General features: G+C 71.5%; 19 protein-coding genes. 10 read left to right on the top strand and 9 right to left on the bottom strand.

The features are described 5' to 3' along the window. Positions 1–112 precede the first annotated feature (112 nt). A complete protein-coding gene (locus BM396_RS15090) occupies positions 113–376 on the top strand; it encodes a hypothetical protein (RefSeq protein WP_043345518.1) in 264 nt (87 codons plus the stop codon). On the opposite strand, the gene BM396_RS15085 is transcribed toward BM396_RS15090, so the two are convergent. Together BM396_RS15085 and BM396_RS15080 are read right to left on the bottom strand one after the other, a co-directional pair. Further along, positions 377–565, bottom strand: coding sequence for a ribosome modulation factor (locus BM396_RS15085; RefSeq protein WP_043384211.1), 189 nt, complete (start codon positions 563–565; stop codon positions 377–379). It lies immediately after the preceding gene. 48 nt (positions 566–613) lie between these two features. Continuing rightward, positions 614–1534 (bottom strand): 50S ribosomal protein L11 methyltransferase, encoded by a 921-nt coding sequence (locus tag BM396_RS15080; RefSeq protein ID WP_043384208.1) that lies wholly within the window; start codon positions 1532–1534, stop codon positions 614–616. Positions 1535–1850: 316 nt separating this feature from the next. Between BM396_RS15080 and BM396_RS32795 the strand changes: the two genes are divergently transcribed. The 4 genes from BM396_RS32795 (at position 1851) to modB (ending at position 3990) form a co-directional block, all read left to right on the top strand. Next, positions 1851–1994: a hypothetical protein gene (locus tag BM396_RS32795; protein WP_167380412.1), complete on the top strand. Its 144-nt coding sequence runs from the start codon at positions 1851–1853 to the stop codon at positions 1992–1994. Positions 1995–2150: 156 nt separating this feature from the next. After that, the gene (locus tag BM396_RS15075) at positions 2151–2348 is read left to right on the top strand and encodes a hypothetical protein (RefSeq protein WP_043345513.1); all 198 of its coding nucleotides are present in this window, start codon (positions 2151–2153) and stop codon (positions 2346–2348) included. Between the two features lie 118 nt (positions 2349–2466). Continuing rightward, entirely contained in the window at positions 2467–3282 is an 816-nt protein-coding gene (gene modA, locus BM396_RS15070) for a molybdate ABC transporter substrate-binding protein (protein WP_043345511.1), read from the top strand. Between the two features lie 15 nt (positions 3283–3297). Continuing rightward, positions 3298–3990 (top strand): molybdate ABC transporter permease subunit, encoded by a 693-nt coding sequence (modB, locus tag BM396_RS15065; protein ID WP_043345507.1) that lies wholly within the window; start codon positions 3298–3300, stop codon positions 3988–3990. A gap of 30 nt (positions 3991–4020) precedes the next feature. Here the strand turns inward: modB and BM396_RS15060 are convergent, their stop codons facing one another. Beyond that, the gene (locus tag BM396_RS15060; RefSeq protein ID WP_043384205.1) at positions 4021–4677 is read right to left on the bottom strand and encodes a glutathione S-transferase; all 657 of its coding nucleotides are present in this window, start codon (positions 4675–4677) and stop codon (positions 4021–4023) included. A gap of 62 nt (positions 4678–4739) precedes the next feature. Between BM396_RS15060 and modC the strand changes: the two genes are divergently transcribed. The 3 genes from modC (at position 4740) to BM396_RS15045 (ending at position 8123) form a co-directional block, all read left to right on the top strand. Next, entirely contained in the window at positions 4740–5843 is a 1104-nt protein-coding gene (gene modC, locus BM396_RS15055) for a molybdenum ABC transporter ATP-binding protein (RefSeq protein ID WP_043384203.1), read from the top strand. Between the two features lie 262 nt (positions 5844–6105). After that, complete coding sequence (locus BM396_RS15050; RefSeq protein ID WP_236961402.1) at positions 6106–6483, top strand: TadE/TadG family type IV pilus assembly protein; 378 nt, start codon at positions 6106–6108, stop codon at positions 6481–6483. Then, a complete protein-coding gene (locus BM396_RS15045; RefSeq protein ID WP_043384200.1) occupies positions 6480–8123 on the top strand; it encodes a TadG family pilus assembly protein in 1644 nt (547 codons plus the stop codon). Before BM396_RS15050 ends, BM396_RS15045 begins: the two co-directional genes overlap by 4 nt. Positions 8124–8139: 16 nt before the next feature. Here BM396_RS15045 and BM396_RS15040 read toward each other — a convergent pair whose 3' ends face one another. From BM396_RS15040 to BM396_RS15015, 6 genes are all read right to left on the bottom strand, one after another. Further along, entirely contained in the window at positions 8140–8730 is a 591-nt protein-coding gene (locus BM396_RS15040) for a PAS domain-containing protein (RefSeq protein WP_043384196.1), read from the bottom strand. A 465-nt stretch (positions 8731–9195) separates the two neighbouring features. Further along, positions 9196–10356, bottom strand: coding sequence for a M20 aminoacylase family protein (locus BM396_RS15035; protein WP_043384193.1), 1161 nt, complete (start codon positions 10354–10356; stop codon positions 9196–9198). 3 nt (positions 10357–10359) lie between these two features. Continuing rightward, positions 10360–11637, bottom strand: a complete 1278-nt coding sequence (locus tag BM396_RS15030; RefSeq protein ID WP_043384191.1) for a GNAT family N-acetyltransferase — start codon at positions 11635–11637, stop codon at positions 10360–10362. 209 nt (positions 11638–11846) lie between these two features. Continuing rightward, entirely contained in the window at positions 11847–12281 is a 435-nt protein-coding gene (locus BM396_RS15025; RefSeq protein WP_051045005.1) for a lysozyme inhibitor LprI family protein, read from the bottom strand. Positions 12282–12323: 42 nt separating this feature from the next. Further along, positions 12324–13073, bottom strand: a complete 750-nt coding sequence (locus BM396_RS15020) for a glycerophosphodiester phosphodiesterase family protein (protein ID WP_043384188.1) — start codon at positions 13071–13073, stop codon at positions 12324–12326. A 2-nt stretch (positions 13074–13075) separates the two neighbouring features. Next, positions 13076–13549 (bottom strand): RidA family protein, encoded by a 474-nt coding sequence (locus BM396_RS15015; protein WP_043384185.1) that lies wholly within the window; start codon positions 13547–13549, stop codon positions 13076–13078. 372 nt (positions 13550–13921) lie between these two features. Between BM396_RS15015 and BM396_RS15010 the strand changes: the two genes are divergently transcribed. Together BM396_RS15010 and argF are read left to right on the top strand one after the other, a co-directional pair. After that, entirely contained in the window at positions 13922–15112 is a 1191-nt protein-coding gene (locus BM396_RS15010) for an aspartate aminotransferase family protein (protein ID WP_043384310.1), read from the top strand. 168 nt (positions 15113–15280) lie between these two features. Further along, entirely contained in the window at positions 15281–16261 is a 981-nt protein-coding gene (argF, locus tag BM396_RS15005) for an ornithine carbamoyltransferase (protein ID WP_051045020.1), read from the top strand. Positions 16262–16496: the final 235 nt, after the last annotated feature.

Raw genomic sequence — 16496 nt, 5'->3', positions numbered from 1 at the left:
CCCGCCGCTCCCACGCCGCAACACCCCGTCCTCAGAGGAGGCGCCCGGGTGCGGTGCCTAAAAGATCGCTAACAATCTTATCACGCCGCCGGATTTGGCCTATTCCTCAGACATGCCACGCCGCGTCTACTACCGGATCAGCGACAGACCCGATGGCCGCTTCGACGCCATCGTGACGATCGAACCCGACACGGTGGTTCGCCGGGACGGATTCGATTCGCTCGCCGAACTCGAGGAATGGGTGGACGGTCTGCGCGTGCTGATGGCGGCGCTCGGCGCTCCCGTGTCGCGGGCAGACGGGGCGGAAACAGCAGCCGAAACCGCCCCCACGTCGGATGGTTCGACGCCGTCGGGCCGGCTTCGCACTGCGCGCTGATCAGCGCTTCGCGACCGGCAGGTCCGGCATGCGCTCGATGGGCGCGCCGTCATAGCCTTCGAACCACGCAACGCGTGCGGGCGAATTCGCCGGATAGGGGCAGGCGTCCTTGGGACGGCCCTGCGCCCGGGCGCGGGCGCCCTCGGCGATGGGGTCCGCGGGCGGATCATGGAGCGACGTCTGGCTCATGGCCAATCAACGCGCCGGCGCGCCGCCGGTTCGGGGCGCCTCAGCGCCTCAGGGCCGTGGGCGGCGGGCGGCGCCGCCGCGCATCAGGACCAGGGCGACCCATCCCTCGATCATGCCGCGGCGGACGAGGGAGAAGCCCTGGAGGCGGTAGGCCGAGAGGACGCCGGGCACGTCGCGCGCGATCAGGCCGGACAGGACCAGAACGCCCTCGGAGGCGACCACGCGCGTCAGCGTCGGCGCGAGGAGCCGCAGGGGCCGGGCCAGGATGTTGGCGAAGACGAGATCGAAATGGCGCGGCCGGTCGGCGAGGCGGTGGCGCACCCCCGGCCCCTCGTAGAGCTTGAGATAGGGCCCGAGCCCGTTGGCCCGGGCGTTCTCGCGGGCCGTGCGCACGGCCTCCGCGTCGAGGTCGCCGGCCACGACGGGTTGCCGCAGGGCCTTGGCGGCCGCGAAGGCGAGGATCCCGGTTCCCGTACCGACATCGAGGACATGGGCCGGGCGCCGGCGCTTCAGCTCCGAGACCAGCGCGCGCAGACAGCCCAGGGTAGTCCCATGGTGGCCGGTACCGAAGGCGAGGGCCGCCTCGATCTCGATGGGCAGATCGTTGCCCCGCACGGCGTCGCGGTCATGCGAGCCGTGGACGAGGAAGCGTCCCGCCCGGACCGGCTTCAGCCCCTCGAGCGACGCGCGCACCCAATCCTGCTGCTCGATGGTGCGAAACTCGGCCGCATCCGCCGCATCGCCGATGACGGGCCGGATCAGGTCCCGGACGTAATCCTCGTCGGGCGCGTCGGCGAAATAGGCTTCGAGGCGCCACGTGCGGCCGTCCTCGTCCTCGAAGGCGGCGACGGCCGTGTCCATGGGATCGAACATCTCACCCAGGAGGTCGGTCATCGCCCGGGCCGACCGTTCATCGGTCAGCAGGCGCAGGACGTGAGACGGGCGGTGGGGCGGCAGGCCTTCGAGCATGATGCCGGGCTGTAACGCCGGGGCGCGCCGCAGCCCAGGGGCTAACGCGAAAAAATACGGTCCCCGCCGGCGCAGGGAGGCCCGGGAGACGCGGCCGACGCGGCCGACGCGGCCGACGCGCGGCCGACGCGCGGTCCCGCCCTTTGTTGCCGGACAGACACAAGGGTCAATACTTGTGATCTCAGCGATCTAAATCAGTTTCCAGGGGCATCGCGCGTGCTTAAACAATCTCGGCTTCCCCAAGGCCAGACCCTCGACTCAGGCGCGCCGCACTTCGTGGAGCGGCGCGCCGGTTTTGACAGACGATCGTGCTGCCATGACATCGCCTCTCCTTATCAGCGTCGCCTTCGCGGTTGTGACCACGGCCGCGGCCACGCTGTGGGCGCTGCTGGTTGCGGACGGCATGAGCGGCGCGCCGGAGAGTCAGCCGGTGGAAGGCCGCGACATCCGGACCTGGTGAGCCCCGCCTTTCGATTCGTGCGCGCGACTGCCCAGGAATGCGGCACGATGGTCGCGCGTTAATCACATGATCCACCGGGGCCGTGGAACCAGCCGCTTCGGGCGGCGTTTTTGCCGGCTTTTTACGTGAATCACGATTGAGCAGGGTGCGTACAGCGTGACCAAGTCCCGGCGTTCCGGCCCCCGTGGGCCCGTGGTCGTCACCGGCACGGCCGTGCAGTCCCGACCGCGTGAGCGGATCTTCGGGGGCCCCGCACCGGACGGGCCCCTCCCGGGCCACCTCCTGGTTCTGCTGAGCCGCCTGCACCGCGCCGAGGCCGAGCCCAAGGATCGCCGCGACGCCAATCTGGGGTGATCCGACGAGGGCGTCCTTCCCGGCGCGACCGCCGGCCTTGGCCGGCGGCCGCGGCGTCCCTATGATCCCCGTCGTTCCCCGCCGGATATAGCGGGTCGCGACCGGGGAGACCCCATCCATGCGCCTGACCCGACGGATCCTGGCCACGCTGGCCCTCGCAACGCTGGCGCTCGCCCCCGGGGATCGGGCGGCGCGGGCGGAGGAGCCCGTCGTGGTGTTCGCGGCCGCCAGCCTCAAGAACGCCCTCGACGACGCTTCAGCCGCCTGGACCAGGGCGACGGGCAAGACCGCGCGGGTCTCCTATGCGGGCTCGAACGCCCTCGCCAAGCAGATCGAGGCGGGGGCGCCGGCGGACCTGTTCATCTCGGCCGACCTCGCCTGGATGGACTACGTGGACCGGGCCGGGCTCCTGAAGACCGGCTCGCGGATCGATTTCCTGCGCAATGCCCTGGTGCTGATCGCGCCGGGTCCGAAGAACGGCGCCGCGGACCCGCAGATCGCCCTGGCGCCGGACCTCGGCACCACGCTGACGCGGATTCTCGGCGGCGGCCGGCTGGCCATGGCGACGATCGACGCCGTCCCGGCCGGCAAGTACGGGAAGGCGGCCCTGGAGAAGCTCGGCGCCTGGGACGCCGTGAAGGGGCAGGTGGCGCAGGCGGAGAACGTGCGCGCCGCCCTGCTGCTCGTCGCGCGGGGCGAGGCGCCCCTCGGCATCGTCTATGCCACCGACGCCGCCGCGGACCCGAGCGTCCACGTGCTGGCGACCTTCCCGGCCGACAGCCACCCGCCGATCATCTATCCGGCGGCCGTGACCAAGGTTTCGCGCAACCCGGATGCCGGAGCCCTGCTCGGCTACCTGCGCGGCCCGGAGGCCCGGGGCTTCTTCGAGCGCCAGGGCTTCACGGTGGTTGCGCAGCCCGGCGCCAGCCAGTAGCGGCGCGCCGGCCCCGTGTTCGGTCTGACCCCGGAGGAGTGGACCGCCGTCGGCCTGAGCCTTCGGGTGGCGACGGTGGCGACGCTTGCGAGCCTCGTGCCCGGCCTCGCCGTGGCGTGGCTGCTGGCGCGGCGCCGCTTTCCCGGCCGCGCCCTGCTCGACGGGCTGGTCCACCTGCCGCTGATCCTCCCCCCGGTGGTCACCGGCTACCTGCTGCTGCTGGCCTTCGGCCGGCGCGGTCTGCTCGGCGCCCCCCTCGCCGAGATCGGCGTGGTGCTCTCCTTCCGCTGGACCGGAGCGGCGCTCGCCTGCGCGGTGATGGGGTTCCCGCTCATGGTGCGGGCGATGCGGCTGTCGATCGAGGCGGTCGACCGGCGGCTGGAGCAGGCGGCCGGGACGCTGGGGGCGAATCCCTTCGCGGTGTTCCTGACCATCACGCTGCCGCTCAGCCTGCCCGGCTGCCTCGCGGGGGCCGTGCTGGCCTTCGCCAAGGCGATGGGCGAGTTCGGCGCGACCATCACGTTCGTGTCGAACATCCCCGGCGAGACCCAGACGCTGCCGTCGGCGATCTACACGCTGACGCAGGTGCCCGGCGGGGAGGGGCCTGCCCTGCGCCTCACCCTGATCTCGATCGCGCTGTCGGTCTCGGCCCTTCTGATCTCGGAAGTCCTCGCCACGCGGGCGGGTCGACGGCTGGGGGCGGGCTGAATGGCCGCCGCCGCCAAGGGGGAGACCCGCTCAGGCATAGGCGTAGGGGCCGCCCTGCTGCAGCGCCCTCTGATAGGCCGGGCGGGTATGGATGCGTGCGAGCCAATCCGTGACCTGCGGGCCCGTTCCCGTGCCGCGCGCCGCGAAAGCCTCCAGCGGGAAGCTCATCAGGATGTCGGCCGCGGAGAAATCGGTGCCGCAGAAATACGGCCGGTCCGCGAGCTCCGCCTCCCAGAAGGCCGCATGCCGGCGCAGATCCGGATCGACGAAGCCCCGCAGCACCGTGTCGGCGATCCGGCGCACGAGGGGCCGCAGCAGCCAAGGGCTGCTCGGCGCCAGCCGACCGAAGACCAGCTTCAGCAGCAGCGGCGGCATCGCCGACCCTTCGGCGTAATGCGACCAGTAGACGTAGCGCCGCCGCGCCTCAGTCCCCGGTTCGGGCACGAGCCTCGCGCCGGCCAGCTCCGTGAGATAGGCGACGATGGCGCCGGTCTCGGCGACCACCGTCTCGCCGTCGGTGATCACCGGCGCCTTGCCGAGCGGGTGCACGGCCACGAGCTCGGGGGGCGCGCGCAGGGTCCGGGGATCGCGGGCATAGCGCGTCACGCGATAGGGCAGGCCGAGTTCCTCCAGCAGCCAGAGCACGCGCTGCGACCGGCTGTTCTCGAGGTGATGGACCGTAATCATCGCGGGCGAGTCCGGGCCGGCGCCGGAACGCGCCGCGGCCCCTGTTACCCGAGTCCCGCCGCGTGAGCATCCAGGTCGACGTCCAGATCCGGCGAGGCGCCTTCGCGCTCGAGGCCGCCTTCGAGGCCGGGCCGGGGCTCACCGCCCTGTTCGGGCGCTCGGGCTCGGGGAAGACCACGTTGATCGACCTGATCGCCGGCCTCGCCCGCCCGGATCGGGGCCGGATCACGGTCGGGGGGGCCCCATGGGTCGATACCGCGGCGGGACTGATCCTTCCGCCGCATCGGCGACAGGTCGGCGTGGTGTTCCAGGATGCGCGGCTGTTCCCGCATCTCAGCGTCCGGACCAACCTCGGCTACGGCCGCGTCTTCGCGCGGCATCGTGCCGACCCGGTGACCTTCGCGGCGGTGACGGGCATGCTCGGGATCGACCATCTCCTCGACCGGCGGCCTGCTGGGCTCTCGGGGGGTGAGCGCCAGCGGGTGGCGATCGGCCGGGCCCTCCTGGCCAGACCGCGCCTCCTGCTGATGGACGAGCCCCTCGCGGCCCTGGACGAGGCCCGCAAGGCCGAGATCCTCCCCTACATCGAGCGCCTGCGCGACGAAGCCGGCATCCCGATCATCTATGTCAGCCACGCGGTGTCCGAGGTGGCAAGGCTCGCCACCACGGTGATCGTGCTGGAATCCGGGCGCGTGGCCGCCGCCGGCCCCGCGGAAACGATCCTGCGCCGGGCCGATCTCGTCCCGATCCACGAGGCCGAAGCCGGCGCGCTGCTCGACATGGTCGTCGAGGCCGTCGATGACGCCACCGGGCTCACGCGTCTGACGGGCGCCGCCGGGCGCCTGCTGGTGCCGGGGCTGTCGCGCCCGCCCGGAACGCGGCTGCGCGTCCGGATTCCCGCCCGCGACGTGCTCGTCGCCACAGAGCGCCCTCGCGGGCTCAGCGCCCGCAACGTGCTGGCGGGCCAGATCTGCGGGCTCGCCCCGGCGGGAGCCGAGACGGCGGTGGAGATCGATTGCAACGGCGCGCGCCTCGTGGCGCGCGTCACCGCCGCTGCCGTCCGCGAACTCGGGCTGGTGCCGGGGCGCGACGTTCATGCCATTATCAAGAGCGCCGCCTTCGATCCCGCCGGCATCGGTCTGCTGCGGCCGCCGACGGCCATCTGAGGCCGCCCCGGCGCGACGGCATCGGCGCCGCACGCGGTGGCGCAGCGCGGTCCCCCCTGCCGGCGCCGCACCGGAGCGGCTGTTTTCGCCCAAAGGTTGCATAATCGACGATTAAAACAACCATTGGTTAGAAGATCGGCGCCACCATAGGTCGTGCAGTCATCGGGCTGCGCGACCCGTGGAGGGCGATGCGATGGACTTGCGGCGCTTGCGCCGGCGTGGCGCGCCGAAGGGGTGGACCTGCCGGCGGGGCAGCTCTGCGGTGGAGTTCGCCCTCGTGGCGCCCATGCTGCTCCTGCTGTTCGCCGGGATCGCGGTGTTCGGGATCTGTCTCGGCGCGGCCCACAACCTCCGCCAGATCGCCGCGGAGGCGGCACGCGCCTCCGTGGCGGGCGTCACCGATTCCGAGCGCGCCAGCCTCGCCCAGAAAATGGTGAACCAGAGCCTGAACGCCGGCGCGATGTTCCGGCCGGGCAGCATCGTCGTGCAGGTCGGGCCGGATCCCAGCGACGCCACGGTGTACACGGTCACCGTCACCCTCGACGCCACGACGCTGGGCATCAACGTCTTTTCCCGCCTGCTGCCGATGCTGCCGAGCGTGCTGCGCAGCACCGTCAGCGTTCGAAAGGGCGGCCTGTGACCGCGCCGCGCGCAGGCCGGGCACGGCGCTTCCGGGCGGCCCGGGGCGGCAACGTCGCGATCCTGGTCGCCCTCGGCAGCGCGATGCTGATGGGAGCGGGCGCGGTCGGGATCGACCTCGGCATGGTCTTCCAGGCGCGGCGCAAGGCACAGGGGGCGGTGGACATCGCCGCCATGCTGGCGGCCGTCGATCCGACCCAGGCGGACACGGCGGCGCGGCGCTCCCTCGGCGACAACGGCTACGCCACGGCGACCGCCACGGTCAGCCCGGGCAGCTACGACGCCAGCGCGCCGGGAACCGCGCCCGGCAGCCGGTTCAAGGCCGGCGGCAGCCCGGCCAACGCCGTGCGGGTCGGTCTCTCGACTTCGGTCCCTGTGACCTTCGGCCGGGCGATCGGCCTTCCGGCCGCGGTGCCGCTGCGGGTCACGGGCACCGCGGCGAGCGCGCAGTTCGCCGCCTTCACGATCGGTTCCGGCACCCTGCAACTCCAGGGCGGCATCGCCAACGCCCTGCTCGGCGCGCTTCTGGGCGCCAAGCTGTCGCTCAGCGTCAGCGACTACGACGCCCTGGCGAGCGCCCGCGTGGACGGCCTGCGGGTGCTCGACGCGCTCGGGGCGAGCCTCAACATGCAGGCGGCGAACTACACCGACATCGTCCAGGCGCAGGCCAGCGTCGGGCAGATGTTGATGGCGCTCCGGGTCGCCGCGCAAGACAATGGCAGCGTCGTCTCGGCCCTCTCGGGAATCCTCAACGCCCTGCCGAATGCCGGCAACCTCATCGCGATCGGCCAGGTGGACGGGCTGGGCGATGCCGCGGCGCTGGCGCCGCCCCGGGGCTTCGCCGGCCCCTCCCTCAACGTGCTGAACCTTCTGGGTGCCGCGGCCGCGCTGGCGAACGGCCAGAACCAGGTGGCGGTCGATCTCGGGGCGACCATTCCGGGCCTGCTCGCGACCCGCCTGACCCTGGCGATCGGCGAGCGCAAGCGCAGCTCGGGCTGGGTCCGCCCGGGCAGCCCGAACGCCACCGTGCAGACCGCGCAGACCCGGCTGCTGATCGAGGCCACGGTCACGGCGCCCCTCGGACTCGGGAGCCTCACCCTGCCGGTCTACGCCGAGGTGGCGCCCGCCCAGGCGACCCTGCGGTCGCTCACCTGCGCGGGGCCCAGCGGACGTCAGGTCACCCTCGACGCGCAGACCGGGCTGGCGACCCTCGCGATCGCCGGCGTGCCGCGCACGGCGATCAACGGCGGCAGCACAGGTCCGGACCTCTCGCAACCGGCCCCCCTGATCGCCCTGCCGCTGATCACCGTCTCCGGCCGCGCGCTGGTGACACTGGGTACGGGCGCGCAGACCCTGACCTTCTCGGACGCGGACATCGCCAACCACACCGTGCGCTCGGTCGCGTCGGGCAACCTGACCCAGTCGCTGACCGGCAGCCTGCTGCGCAACCTCACGCTGAACATCAACGGGATCGGCGTGGCTCCGCTGCTCCAGTCGGCCCTGACGACGACCCTGGGCGCCGTGGCGCCCGCGATCGACCTCGTGCTCGACAACGTGCTGCGCAGCCTCGGACTGCGCCTCGGCTACGCCGATCTCGATGTCGACGGCACCCTCTGCAGCCAGGCCGTTCTGGTGCAGTGAGCCGGGCCGGCCCGGCTCAGTGGCCGCGACCGCGCGCACCGGTCGTGGAAGCCTTGGCGATGTGTCGGCCCAGGTGCAGCAGCAGCATGTCGACGAGGAGCTGAAGCTCGGTATCCGCCACCCCTTCCAGGGCGTCGCGGCATTCGAGGGCCCGATCCACCGCCTGCGTGAGCGCGTCCGCGGGCTCCGCCGCCGCAGCCGCGGGCGGCGACGCATCGGTCACGTCGATGATGATGCCGTGTCCGAGGCGCCGGCTCGACGCGCCCGCCGGAATGCGACCGCGATCGAGGATCCGGCGGACACGGCCGGAGGGCGACAGCGTCCGGTACTCGGCCACGAACAGGCCGCCGCGCGCGCGCACCGCCTTGAACTGCCGCACCACGGCCGGCCGGTCCTCGGGATGAACGCAGGCCTTGGCGACCGAGAGCGGGAGCGGACGTCCGGCGAGCCCGGAATCCCCGGCCAGAACGTCGGCGGCGCCGGCATCGAGGATGCACCGCTCGTCCCGCGGCGACCAGGACCACGCACCGATGATCCCGGACGCGTTCAGCGCGGCCGCGAGATCGACGGGCCGAGGACGGGGATCTTGGATCGCGTCGGCAATCATGGGCGATCTCCGATTCCGGCGTGCCGCATGCACGCATTCGCCGGAGACATACAACCTTTGATAGAATTAATGAGCAGTTAACTCAACCCGTAGCCAGGCATCTATCCCGGTACGCGACTGAGCCTCCATCACGATTCTCTTTTTCCGGCAGCGGGTCCACTTCGTTGCGTTCGCCTAACGACCCGCCCAAGTTGCAATTCCGGCAGCACGTCAACCGAGTTGCGTGACCAGCGTGAACGCGCCGAAAATCAGAACCGCTCCCACCGAGGCAGCGAGCAGGATCAGCGCCGCGCGGGATTCCCGTATCTCCGGTGACATGCCGCCCTCCCATCACGGCCCGTGTTGGTTCGCGGGCTGGTTGCGTCAAGAATCGCACCGATCGGTCGGTCTGTCGACGGTCGCCTGCGCCCAGACCCATCATCGCCCGACATCCGGACAGCTCCGGACGGCGGGGACCGCCGGGCGTCAGGCGGCGGTGCGCCGCTCCACCATCCGGGCGAGGAAGGCGCTGCCGATCGGGATGATCGAGTCGTCGAAGTTGTAGCCGGCATTGTGCAGGCCGGGACCCGGATTGGCGCCGAGCCAGACATAGGCGCCGGGCACCGCCATGGTCATGTCGGCGAAGTCCTCGCTGCCCATCTTCGGCACGACGTTCGCCTCGACCTTGTCGGCGCCCAGCAGCTCGGTGGCGACCTCCGTGGCGGCGGCCGCCTGCTCGGGGGCGTTCTCCAACACGGAGAACACGTCCTGCAGGTCGACCGTGACCTCGGCGCCGTAGGCCGCGCCGAAGCCCGCCGCCAGCTCGCGCATGCGGGCGCCGGCGAGGGCCCGGATCTCCTTGTCGAAGGTGCGGATCGTGCCGGCGAGATGGGCCGTCTCCGGGATGACGTTGTAGGCGGAGCCCGCCTCGATCCGGGTGATCGACAGCACGATGGATTTCAGCGGATCGGCGTTGCGCGACACGATCGACTGCAAGGCCTGGGCGAGGCCGGTGGCGATGATGATCGGATCGACGCCCCGGTGCGGCTGGGCCGCGTGGATGCCCTTGCCGCGGATGTGGATGTCGAAGAAGTCCGCCGCCGCCATGATCGGCCCCGGCCGCAGCTTGATCATGCCGTGGCCGCCGCCCGGCTGGTTGTGCAGGCCGTAGATTTCGTCGCAGGGGAAGCGCTCGAACAGCCCGTCCTTCAGCATGGCCCGCGCGCCGCCGCGGCCCTCCTCGGCCGGTTGGAACACGAACACCGCGGTGCCGTCGAAGTCGCGGGTCTCGGCGAGGTAGCGCGCCGCGCCCAGCAGCATCGTGGTGTGGCCGTCATGGCCGCAGGCGTGCATCTTGCCGGCATAGGTCGAGCGATAGGGGAGGTTGGTCTCCTCCTCGATGGGCAGGGCGTCCATGTCGGCGCGCAGGCCGATCCGGCGGCCGTTGTCGGTGCGGCCCTTGAGCAGTCCCACCACGCCGGTGCCGCCAACGCCGCGATGCACCTCGCAGCCGAAGGTCTCGAGGAGGTCGGCGACGATGCCGGCGGTGCGCACCTCCTCGAAGCCGAGCTCCGGATGGGCGTGCAGGTCGCGGCGCAGGGCCGTCAGCTCGTCGGCATAGGTCTGGATGCGGTCGATCGGGCTCATGTCTTACGGACTCTCGGGGGCTGACGTCTTGGAGGGCGAGGTTTCGGAAGGCGCAGCGCCGTCGCAGGCACCGCCCTCGTCCGTGCGCCGGAACGGCGTCAACGTGTCGAGGACGTCCACCGCCTCGGCGACGTGGGCGCGCTCCCGCTGCAAGTAATCGGCCACCGCGCGGCGCAGGGCCGGGTCGGCGATGTCGTGGGCCGAATGCATCAGGACCGGCCGGTAGCCGCGGGCGAGCTTGTGCTCGCCCTGGGCGCCCGCCTCGACCCGCTTCAGGCCTCGGGCAATCGCGAAGTCGATCGCCTGATAGTAGCAGATCTCGAAGTGCAGGAAGGGGTGGTCCTCGATGCAGCCCCAGTTGCGCCCGTAGAGCGCCGTGTCGCCGATGAGGTTGATGGCCCCGGCGATGTAGGTGCCCGCGCGCTTGGCCATCACGAGGAGCACCCGGTCGGCCATGCGCTCGGACAGGAGCGAGAAGAAGCGGCGGTTGAGGTAGGGCCGTCCCCATTTCCGGGAGCCCGTGTCCATGTAGAAGGCGTAGAACGCGTCCAAATGGGCCTCGGTGATGTCCGCGCCGGTGAGGTGCTCCACGGTGATCCCGGGCGCGAGGGCGTCGCGGCGCTCCTTGCGGATGGTCTTGCGCTTGCGCGAGGCGAGGGCGGCCAGGAAGTCGTCGAAGGTGGCGTAGCCGTCGTTCTGCCAGTGGAACTGCTGGTCGGTGCGCTGCAGGAAGCCGGCGGCGCCGGCCCGCTCCCACTCGGCCTCGCGCATGAAGGTGACGTGGATCGAGGAGGCCTTGGTCTCGCTCCGCAGCGCCCGCAGGCCCGCGACGAGGCCGGCGGTGGCCTCGTCGGGATCGGCGCCCGGCGCGATCAGGAAGCGGGGGCCGGTCACCGGCGTGAACGGCACGCTGACTTGCAGCTTCGGGTAGTAGGCGCCGCCGGCCCGCTCATAGGCGTCGGCCCAGCCGTGATCGAACACGTACTCGCCCTGGCTGTGGGATTTCAGGTAGCAGGGCGCCACGCCGAGGCGCTCGCCGTCGCGCTCGACCGAGATGTGGAGCGGCAGCCAGCCGGTCCTGCGGGAGACGCAGCCCGAATCCTCCAGCGCCGACAGGAAGGCGTGCGACAGGAAGGGATTGTGGGTCTCGTCGCCCGCCGCCAGCGTCTCGGCCGAGAAGGCGCAGGCATCCCAATCCGCGGCGCCGATCTCCTTCAATCCGGGAAGCGCCCGCACGGTGAGTGCGGCGGTCTCCGGCGTCGGCCCGGGTGCTTGCTTCATGGGCCGGAATCTAGCCTGTGCCCCGCAGGGAGCAAGCGGGCGGATGCGCACGGCAGCCATGGCTGCCTTGTCAGATGGCCGCCGCCGTCACCCGCTGCGCGCGCCGGACCCGCCGTCGCGCGCTTCCTCGACGGCTTGCTCGACGGCGTGCGCGACGGCGCGGAAACGGGCCTGAGACCCGAACGGGACGCCGCCGTCGCGGCCCGCGCTCACTCCCCGAGCCGGCCCACGCAGGACACGTCCTCCGGCTTGCAGTCGAGATATCCCTTCAGGATCTTGGTCCGCGCGTCGGTCAGGCCCTTCAGGCAGCCGTTGTATTCCATCGCGTAGGCCGAGCCCCCGTCGAAACCCATGGTCTCGAGGAAGCAGGTCGCGTCCCGGTACGACAGCCAGGCCTTCTGGGCGCCCCGCAGGGCGTCCTTCGTCTTCGGACCGACCTTCTTCATCAACTGCCCATAGACGGCGTTCAACGCCGTATCGGCGGTCCGGTAATCGGCACCCGCGCAGGCGTTGAGATCCGCCTGGGTCGTGCCCTCGCACGGGTCGGCCGCAGCGGCGGGCACCGGGGAGAGCAGGGTCGCGGCGAGGGCGAGCCCGCCGCAGAGCCGCACGAACCGTGTGCGCGATTCACTCGAAACGGTCATGGCGGTCTTCGTCGTGACGAATCGGACGGGCCTTAGGAAAATTTACGGGACGAATCCCTCGAACACCATCTGGTCCGCGTGTGCGGCGGCCCGGGCGCGCTGCTCCTCGGTCCGGACCGTCCAGGTCATCACCGGGACCCGTCCGAGCAGCCGGCAGAGATAGGTCGGCGCGCAGGGCAGGTCGTCCACCCGCCAGGACAGGAAGTCGGGCCGGGTCTCGGCGAAGTGCAGCAGGTCGGAGAGCGACCGGCGGAGCGAGGGCGTCAGCGCCGCGTAGACGGGATCGTCCTGCGTCGTCTCCGCCACGATGCCCCGCGGGATCGTGGCAGGGCAGAGATCGCGCAGGGCCGCGACCACCTGCGGGTCGAAGGATTTCAGCGCCACCGGCCCGGCATAGGCCGCGGCGACCTCGGCGGTGCGGGTCGCGAGCCGCAGGTCGCCGTCGTAGCGGGACTTCACCTCGATCACCACCGGCACGACCCCGGCCACCGCCGCCAGGAAGGCCGGCAGCGTCGGGATCGTCTCCGCGGACCCGGCGACTTTGAGCGTCCCGAGTTCGGCGGCCGACCGTTCGGCCACCGCCTCGCGCGTTGTCGTGAGGCGGCCGAGGGCGGCGTCGTGGAACACCATCGCCTCGCCGTCGGCACTCAACTGGACGTCGCACTCGATGGCGAAGCCGCCCGCGACCGCCGCCCGGGCCGCCGCCAGCGTGTTCTCCGGCCGGCCCGCCGCCCGGTCGTGCAGGCCGCGATGGGCGATCGGCCGCGCGGTGAGCCAGTCGGGGGCGCCCACCGTCAGCGGACCTCGAACATCGCCTCGACCTCGACGGCGGCGTCGAGGGGCAGTTCCGCGACGCCGACGGTGGAGCGGGCGTGGCGCCCGCGGTCGCCGAGCAGCTCGACCATCAGGTCGGAGGCGCCGTTCATCACCCCGGCCACCGCCGAGAAGCCCGGCGCCGCGTTGATGAAGCCGCCGAGCCGCACGCATTGCACCACCGCGCGGTCGAGGTCGCCGACCGCGGCCTCGAGCTGGGCGAGGACGTTGAGAGCGCACAGACGGGCAGCCGCCTTGCCGGCCTCCGCCGAGACCCCGCCGCCGACCTTGCCCTTGTGCTCGGCCGCGATGGCGCCGTCCGCGCCGAAGCAGACCTGGCCGGAGATCACCACGAGGTTGCCGGTGCGCACGAACGGCACGTAGTTGGCGACGGGCGCGGCCGCCTTGGGCAGGGTCAGGCCCAGCGCCGCCAGGCGTTCCTTGATCGAGCTCATCGGGTTCTCCCTGGTTCCTGCGAATCCGCGGGAGCAGGAGCACGGCCGCGCCCCGCGGCGCAAGGGCCGCGCGCCGCGAAGGCTCGGATCGCGGCCTCGATGACCGGCCGCGGCGGCGGCCGTCCAGCCTCCGTTTCGCGGGCTCGCGATTCGCCGACGGCGCACGGCAAAGCCGCGGATTTGTCCCAGAGATCAGCTCTGTCCGTGCTCCGTGCAGGCCTGCCCGGCGGGCCCACCTGACATTGAAACGTTGACAGGAGCCGGCTCTTTCATAGTAATCGCGCGCGTGCCGCCCAGGACTGAGGCGGCACTTTCATTTGGAGCCGGCTCAACGCTGGCTCCCGGATCCTGCATGAAACGGAGATGGGACCCGTGACGTCAGCCCTTCTGCCGACCTACGTCCGCGCGCCGCTCGCCTTCGAGCGCGGCGAGGGCGCCTGGCTCGTGACGGAGGGCGGCGAGCGATACCTCGATTTCGGCGCCGGCATCGCGGTGAACGGCCTCGGCCACGCCCATCCGCATCTCGTCGGCGCGCTCACCGAGCAGGCGGGCAAGATCTGGCACACCTCGAACCTGTTCCAGATCCCCGGCGGCGAACGCCTCGGGCAGCGGCTCGTCGATGCGACCTTCGCGGACGTGGTGTTCTTCTGCAACTCGGGCGCGGAAGCCAACGAGGCGGCGATCAAGATCGCCCGCAAGTACCACGCGGCCGACGGCCATCCGGAGCGGTACCGGATCGTCACCTTCGCGGGCGCCTTCCACGGGCGGACCCTGGCGACGCTCGCGGCCGGCGGACAGCAGAAGTACATCGAGGGGTTCGGGCCGAAGGTCGAGGGGTTCGATCAGGTCCCGGCCGGCGACTGGGCGGCGCTGGAGGCGGTGATCGGGCCGGAGACGGCGGCACTGATGATCGAGCCGATCCAGGGCGAGGGCGGCGTGCGGGTGATTCCCCACGCGGACCTGCGCCGGCTGCGCGAGATCTGCGACGCGAAGGGCCTGCTTCTGATCATGGACGAGGTCCAGACCGGCGTCGGCCGCACCGGCCGGCTGTTCGCCCATGAATGGTCCGGCATCACGCCGGACATCATGAGCGCGGCCAAGGGCATCGGCGGCGGCTTTCCCCTCGGCGCCTGCCTCGCCACCCGCGAGGCGGCCCGCGGCATGACCGCCGGCACGCACGGCACCACCTTCGGCGGCAACCCCCTCGCCATGGCGGTGGGCAACGCCGTGCTGGACGTCGTGCTGGAGGAGGGCTTCCTCGATCGCGTCGCCCGCTCCGGCCTGCTGCTCAAGCAGAAGCTCGCGGCTTTGCGCGATCGCCATCCGCACGTCATCGAGGAGATCCGCGGCGAGGGGCTGATGCTCGGCCTCAAGCTCGGCGTGCCGAACACGGATTTCGCCGCCGCCGCGCGGGACGCGCACCTGCTGGTGATCCCGGCGGGCGACAACATCGTCCGCCTGCTGCCGCCGCTGACCATCGGCGAGACCGAGATCGACGAGGCGGTCCGGCGCCTGGACGCGGCGGCGTCCAGCTTCGAGGCCGTGCGCGGCGCGGCCGAGTAGGACCGATCCGAGAGTTTCAGAACACCGCCCTCCGGATGCCGGGGGGCGGCCCGAAGCATTTCCGGGCGCGGTCGATCCCGCCGCGCCTGACGGAGATGCCCCTGCCAGGAGGTAGAGTGCGGTTCATGATCAGGTGATCGTTGAGCAGACTCTAGTTATTGTGACGCGATGAAAGCCCAGATTGACGGCCGGGCACAGGCCCCGGCCAGGCACCTGAACGGTGCCGGCCCTCGTCATTTCCTCGATCTGAAGGACTTTTCCGGAGCAGAGCTGCGCCGGGTCCTCGATGCCAGCGCCGCCATCAAGGGGCGCCGTCGGAAGGGCGAACTGGCCGCGGAGCGCCCCCTCACGGGCAAGACCCTGGCGATGGTGTTCGACCGGCCCTCGACCCGCACCCGCGTGTCCTTCGACGTCGCCATGCGCGAACTCGGCGGCGAGACCCTGATGCTCACCGGCTCGGAGATGCAGCTCGGGCGCGGCGAGACCATCGGCGACACCGCGCAGGTGCTGTCCCGCTTCGTCGACGCGATCATGATCCGCATCCTCGACCACGGTCAGATGCTGGAACTGGCCGAGTACGCCACCGTCCCGGTGATCAACGCCCTGACCAAGGTCTCGCATCCCTGCCAGATCATGGCCGACGTGCTGACCTTCGAGGAGCATTGCGGGCCGATCAAGGGCCGCAAAGTGGCCTGGTCCGGCGATGCCAACAATGTGCTGGCGAGCTGGGTCCATGCGGCCGCGCGGTTCGACTTCACGCTCAACATCGCGAGCCCGCCCGAGCTGGCCCCGCCCCCCGCGCTCCTCGCCTGGGCGCAGCAGGAGGGCGCCGACATCCACGTCACCACCGACGCCTTCGCGGCGGTGGAGGGCGTCGATGCCGTGGTCACCGATTGCTGGGTGTCGATGGGCGACGACGACGAGGCCCACCGGCACAACCTGCTCAGCCCCTATCAGGTCAACGCCAAGCTGATGGCGGCGGCGAATCCGGACGCGATCTTCATGCACTGTCTCCCGGCCCATCGCGGCGAGGAGGTGACGGCCGACGTGATGGACGGCCCGCGCTCCGTGGTGTTCGACGAGGCCGAGAATCGCCTGCACGCGCAGAAGGGCATCCTAGCCTGGTGCCTGGGCGCGAACGGGCTCTGATCCGGTCGATGTCACCGGCCTCGCGCTGGCGGGGTCGGTGCACCATATGGGCGTGAGCGGTCGGCCGGTGCCGTCCGCCTCCCCATCATGGCTGCCGTCAGGCGGCATCCCGGCGACGGACGGCGCGCGCAGCGCGGCGGCTCCGACTCCGGGCCGGTCGGGGTGAGGGATCCGATCGCTCCGCCAAGGTCATCGCCTCACGCCGCCCGGTCCGCCGGGAGGACGGATCCACGCC

This window comes from Methylobacterium sp. UNCCL125 (assembly GCF_900116795.1).
Classification (GTDB): Bacteria; Pseudomonadota; Alphaproteobacteria; order Rhizobiales; family Beijerinckiaceae; genus Methylobacterium; species Methylobacterium fujisawaense.
Note: the sequence above shows the minus strand (reverse complement) of the source record. Positions and strands in the feature narration are given on the sequence as shown.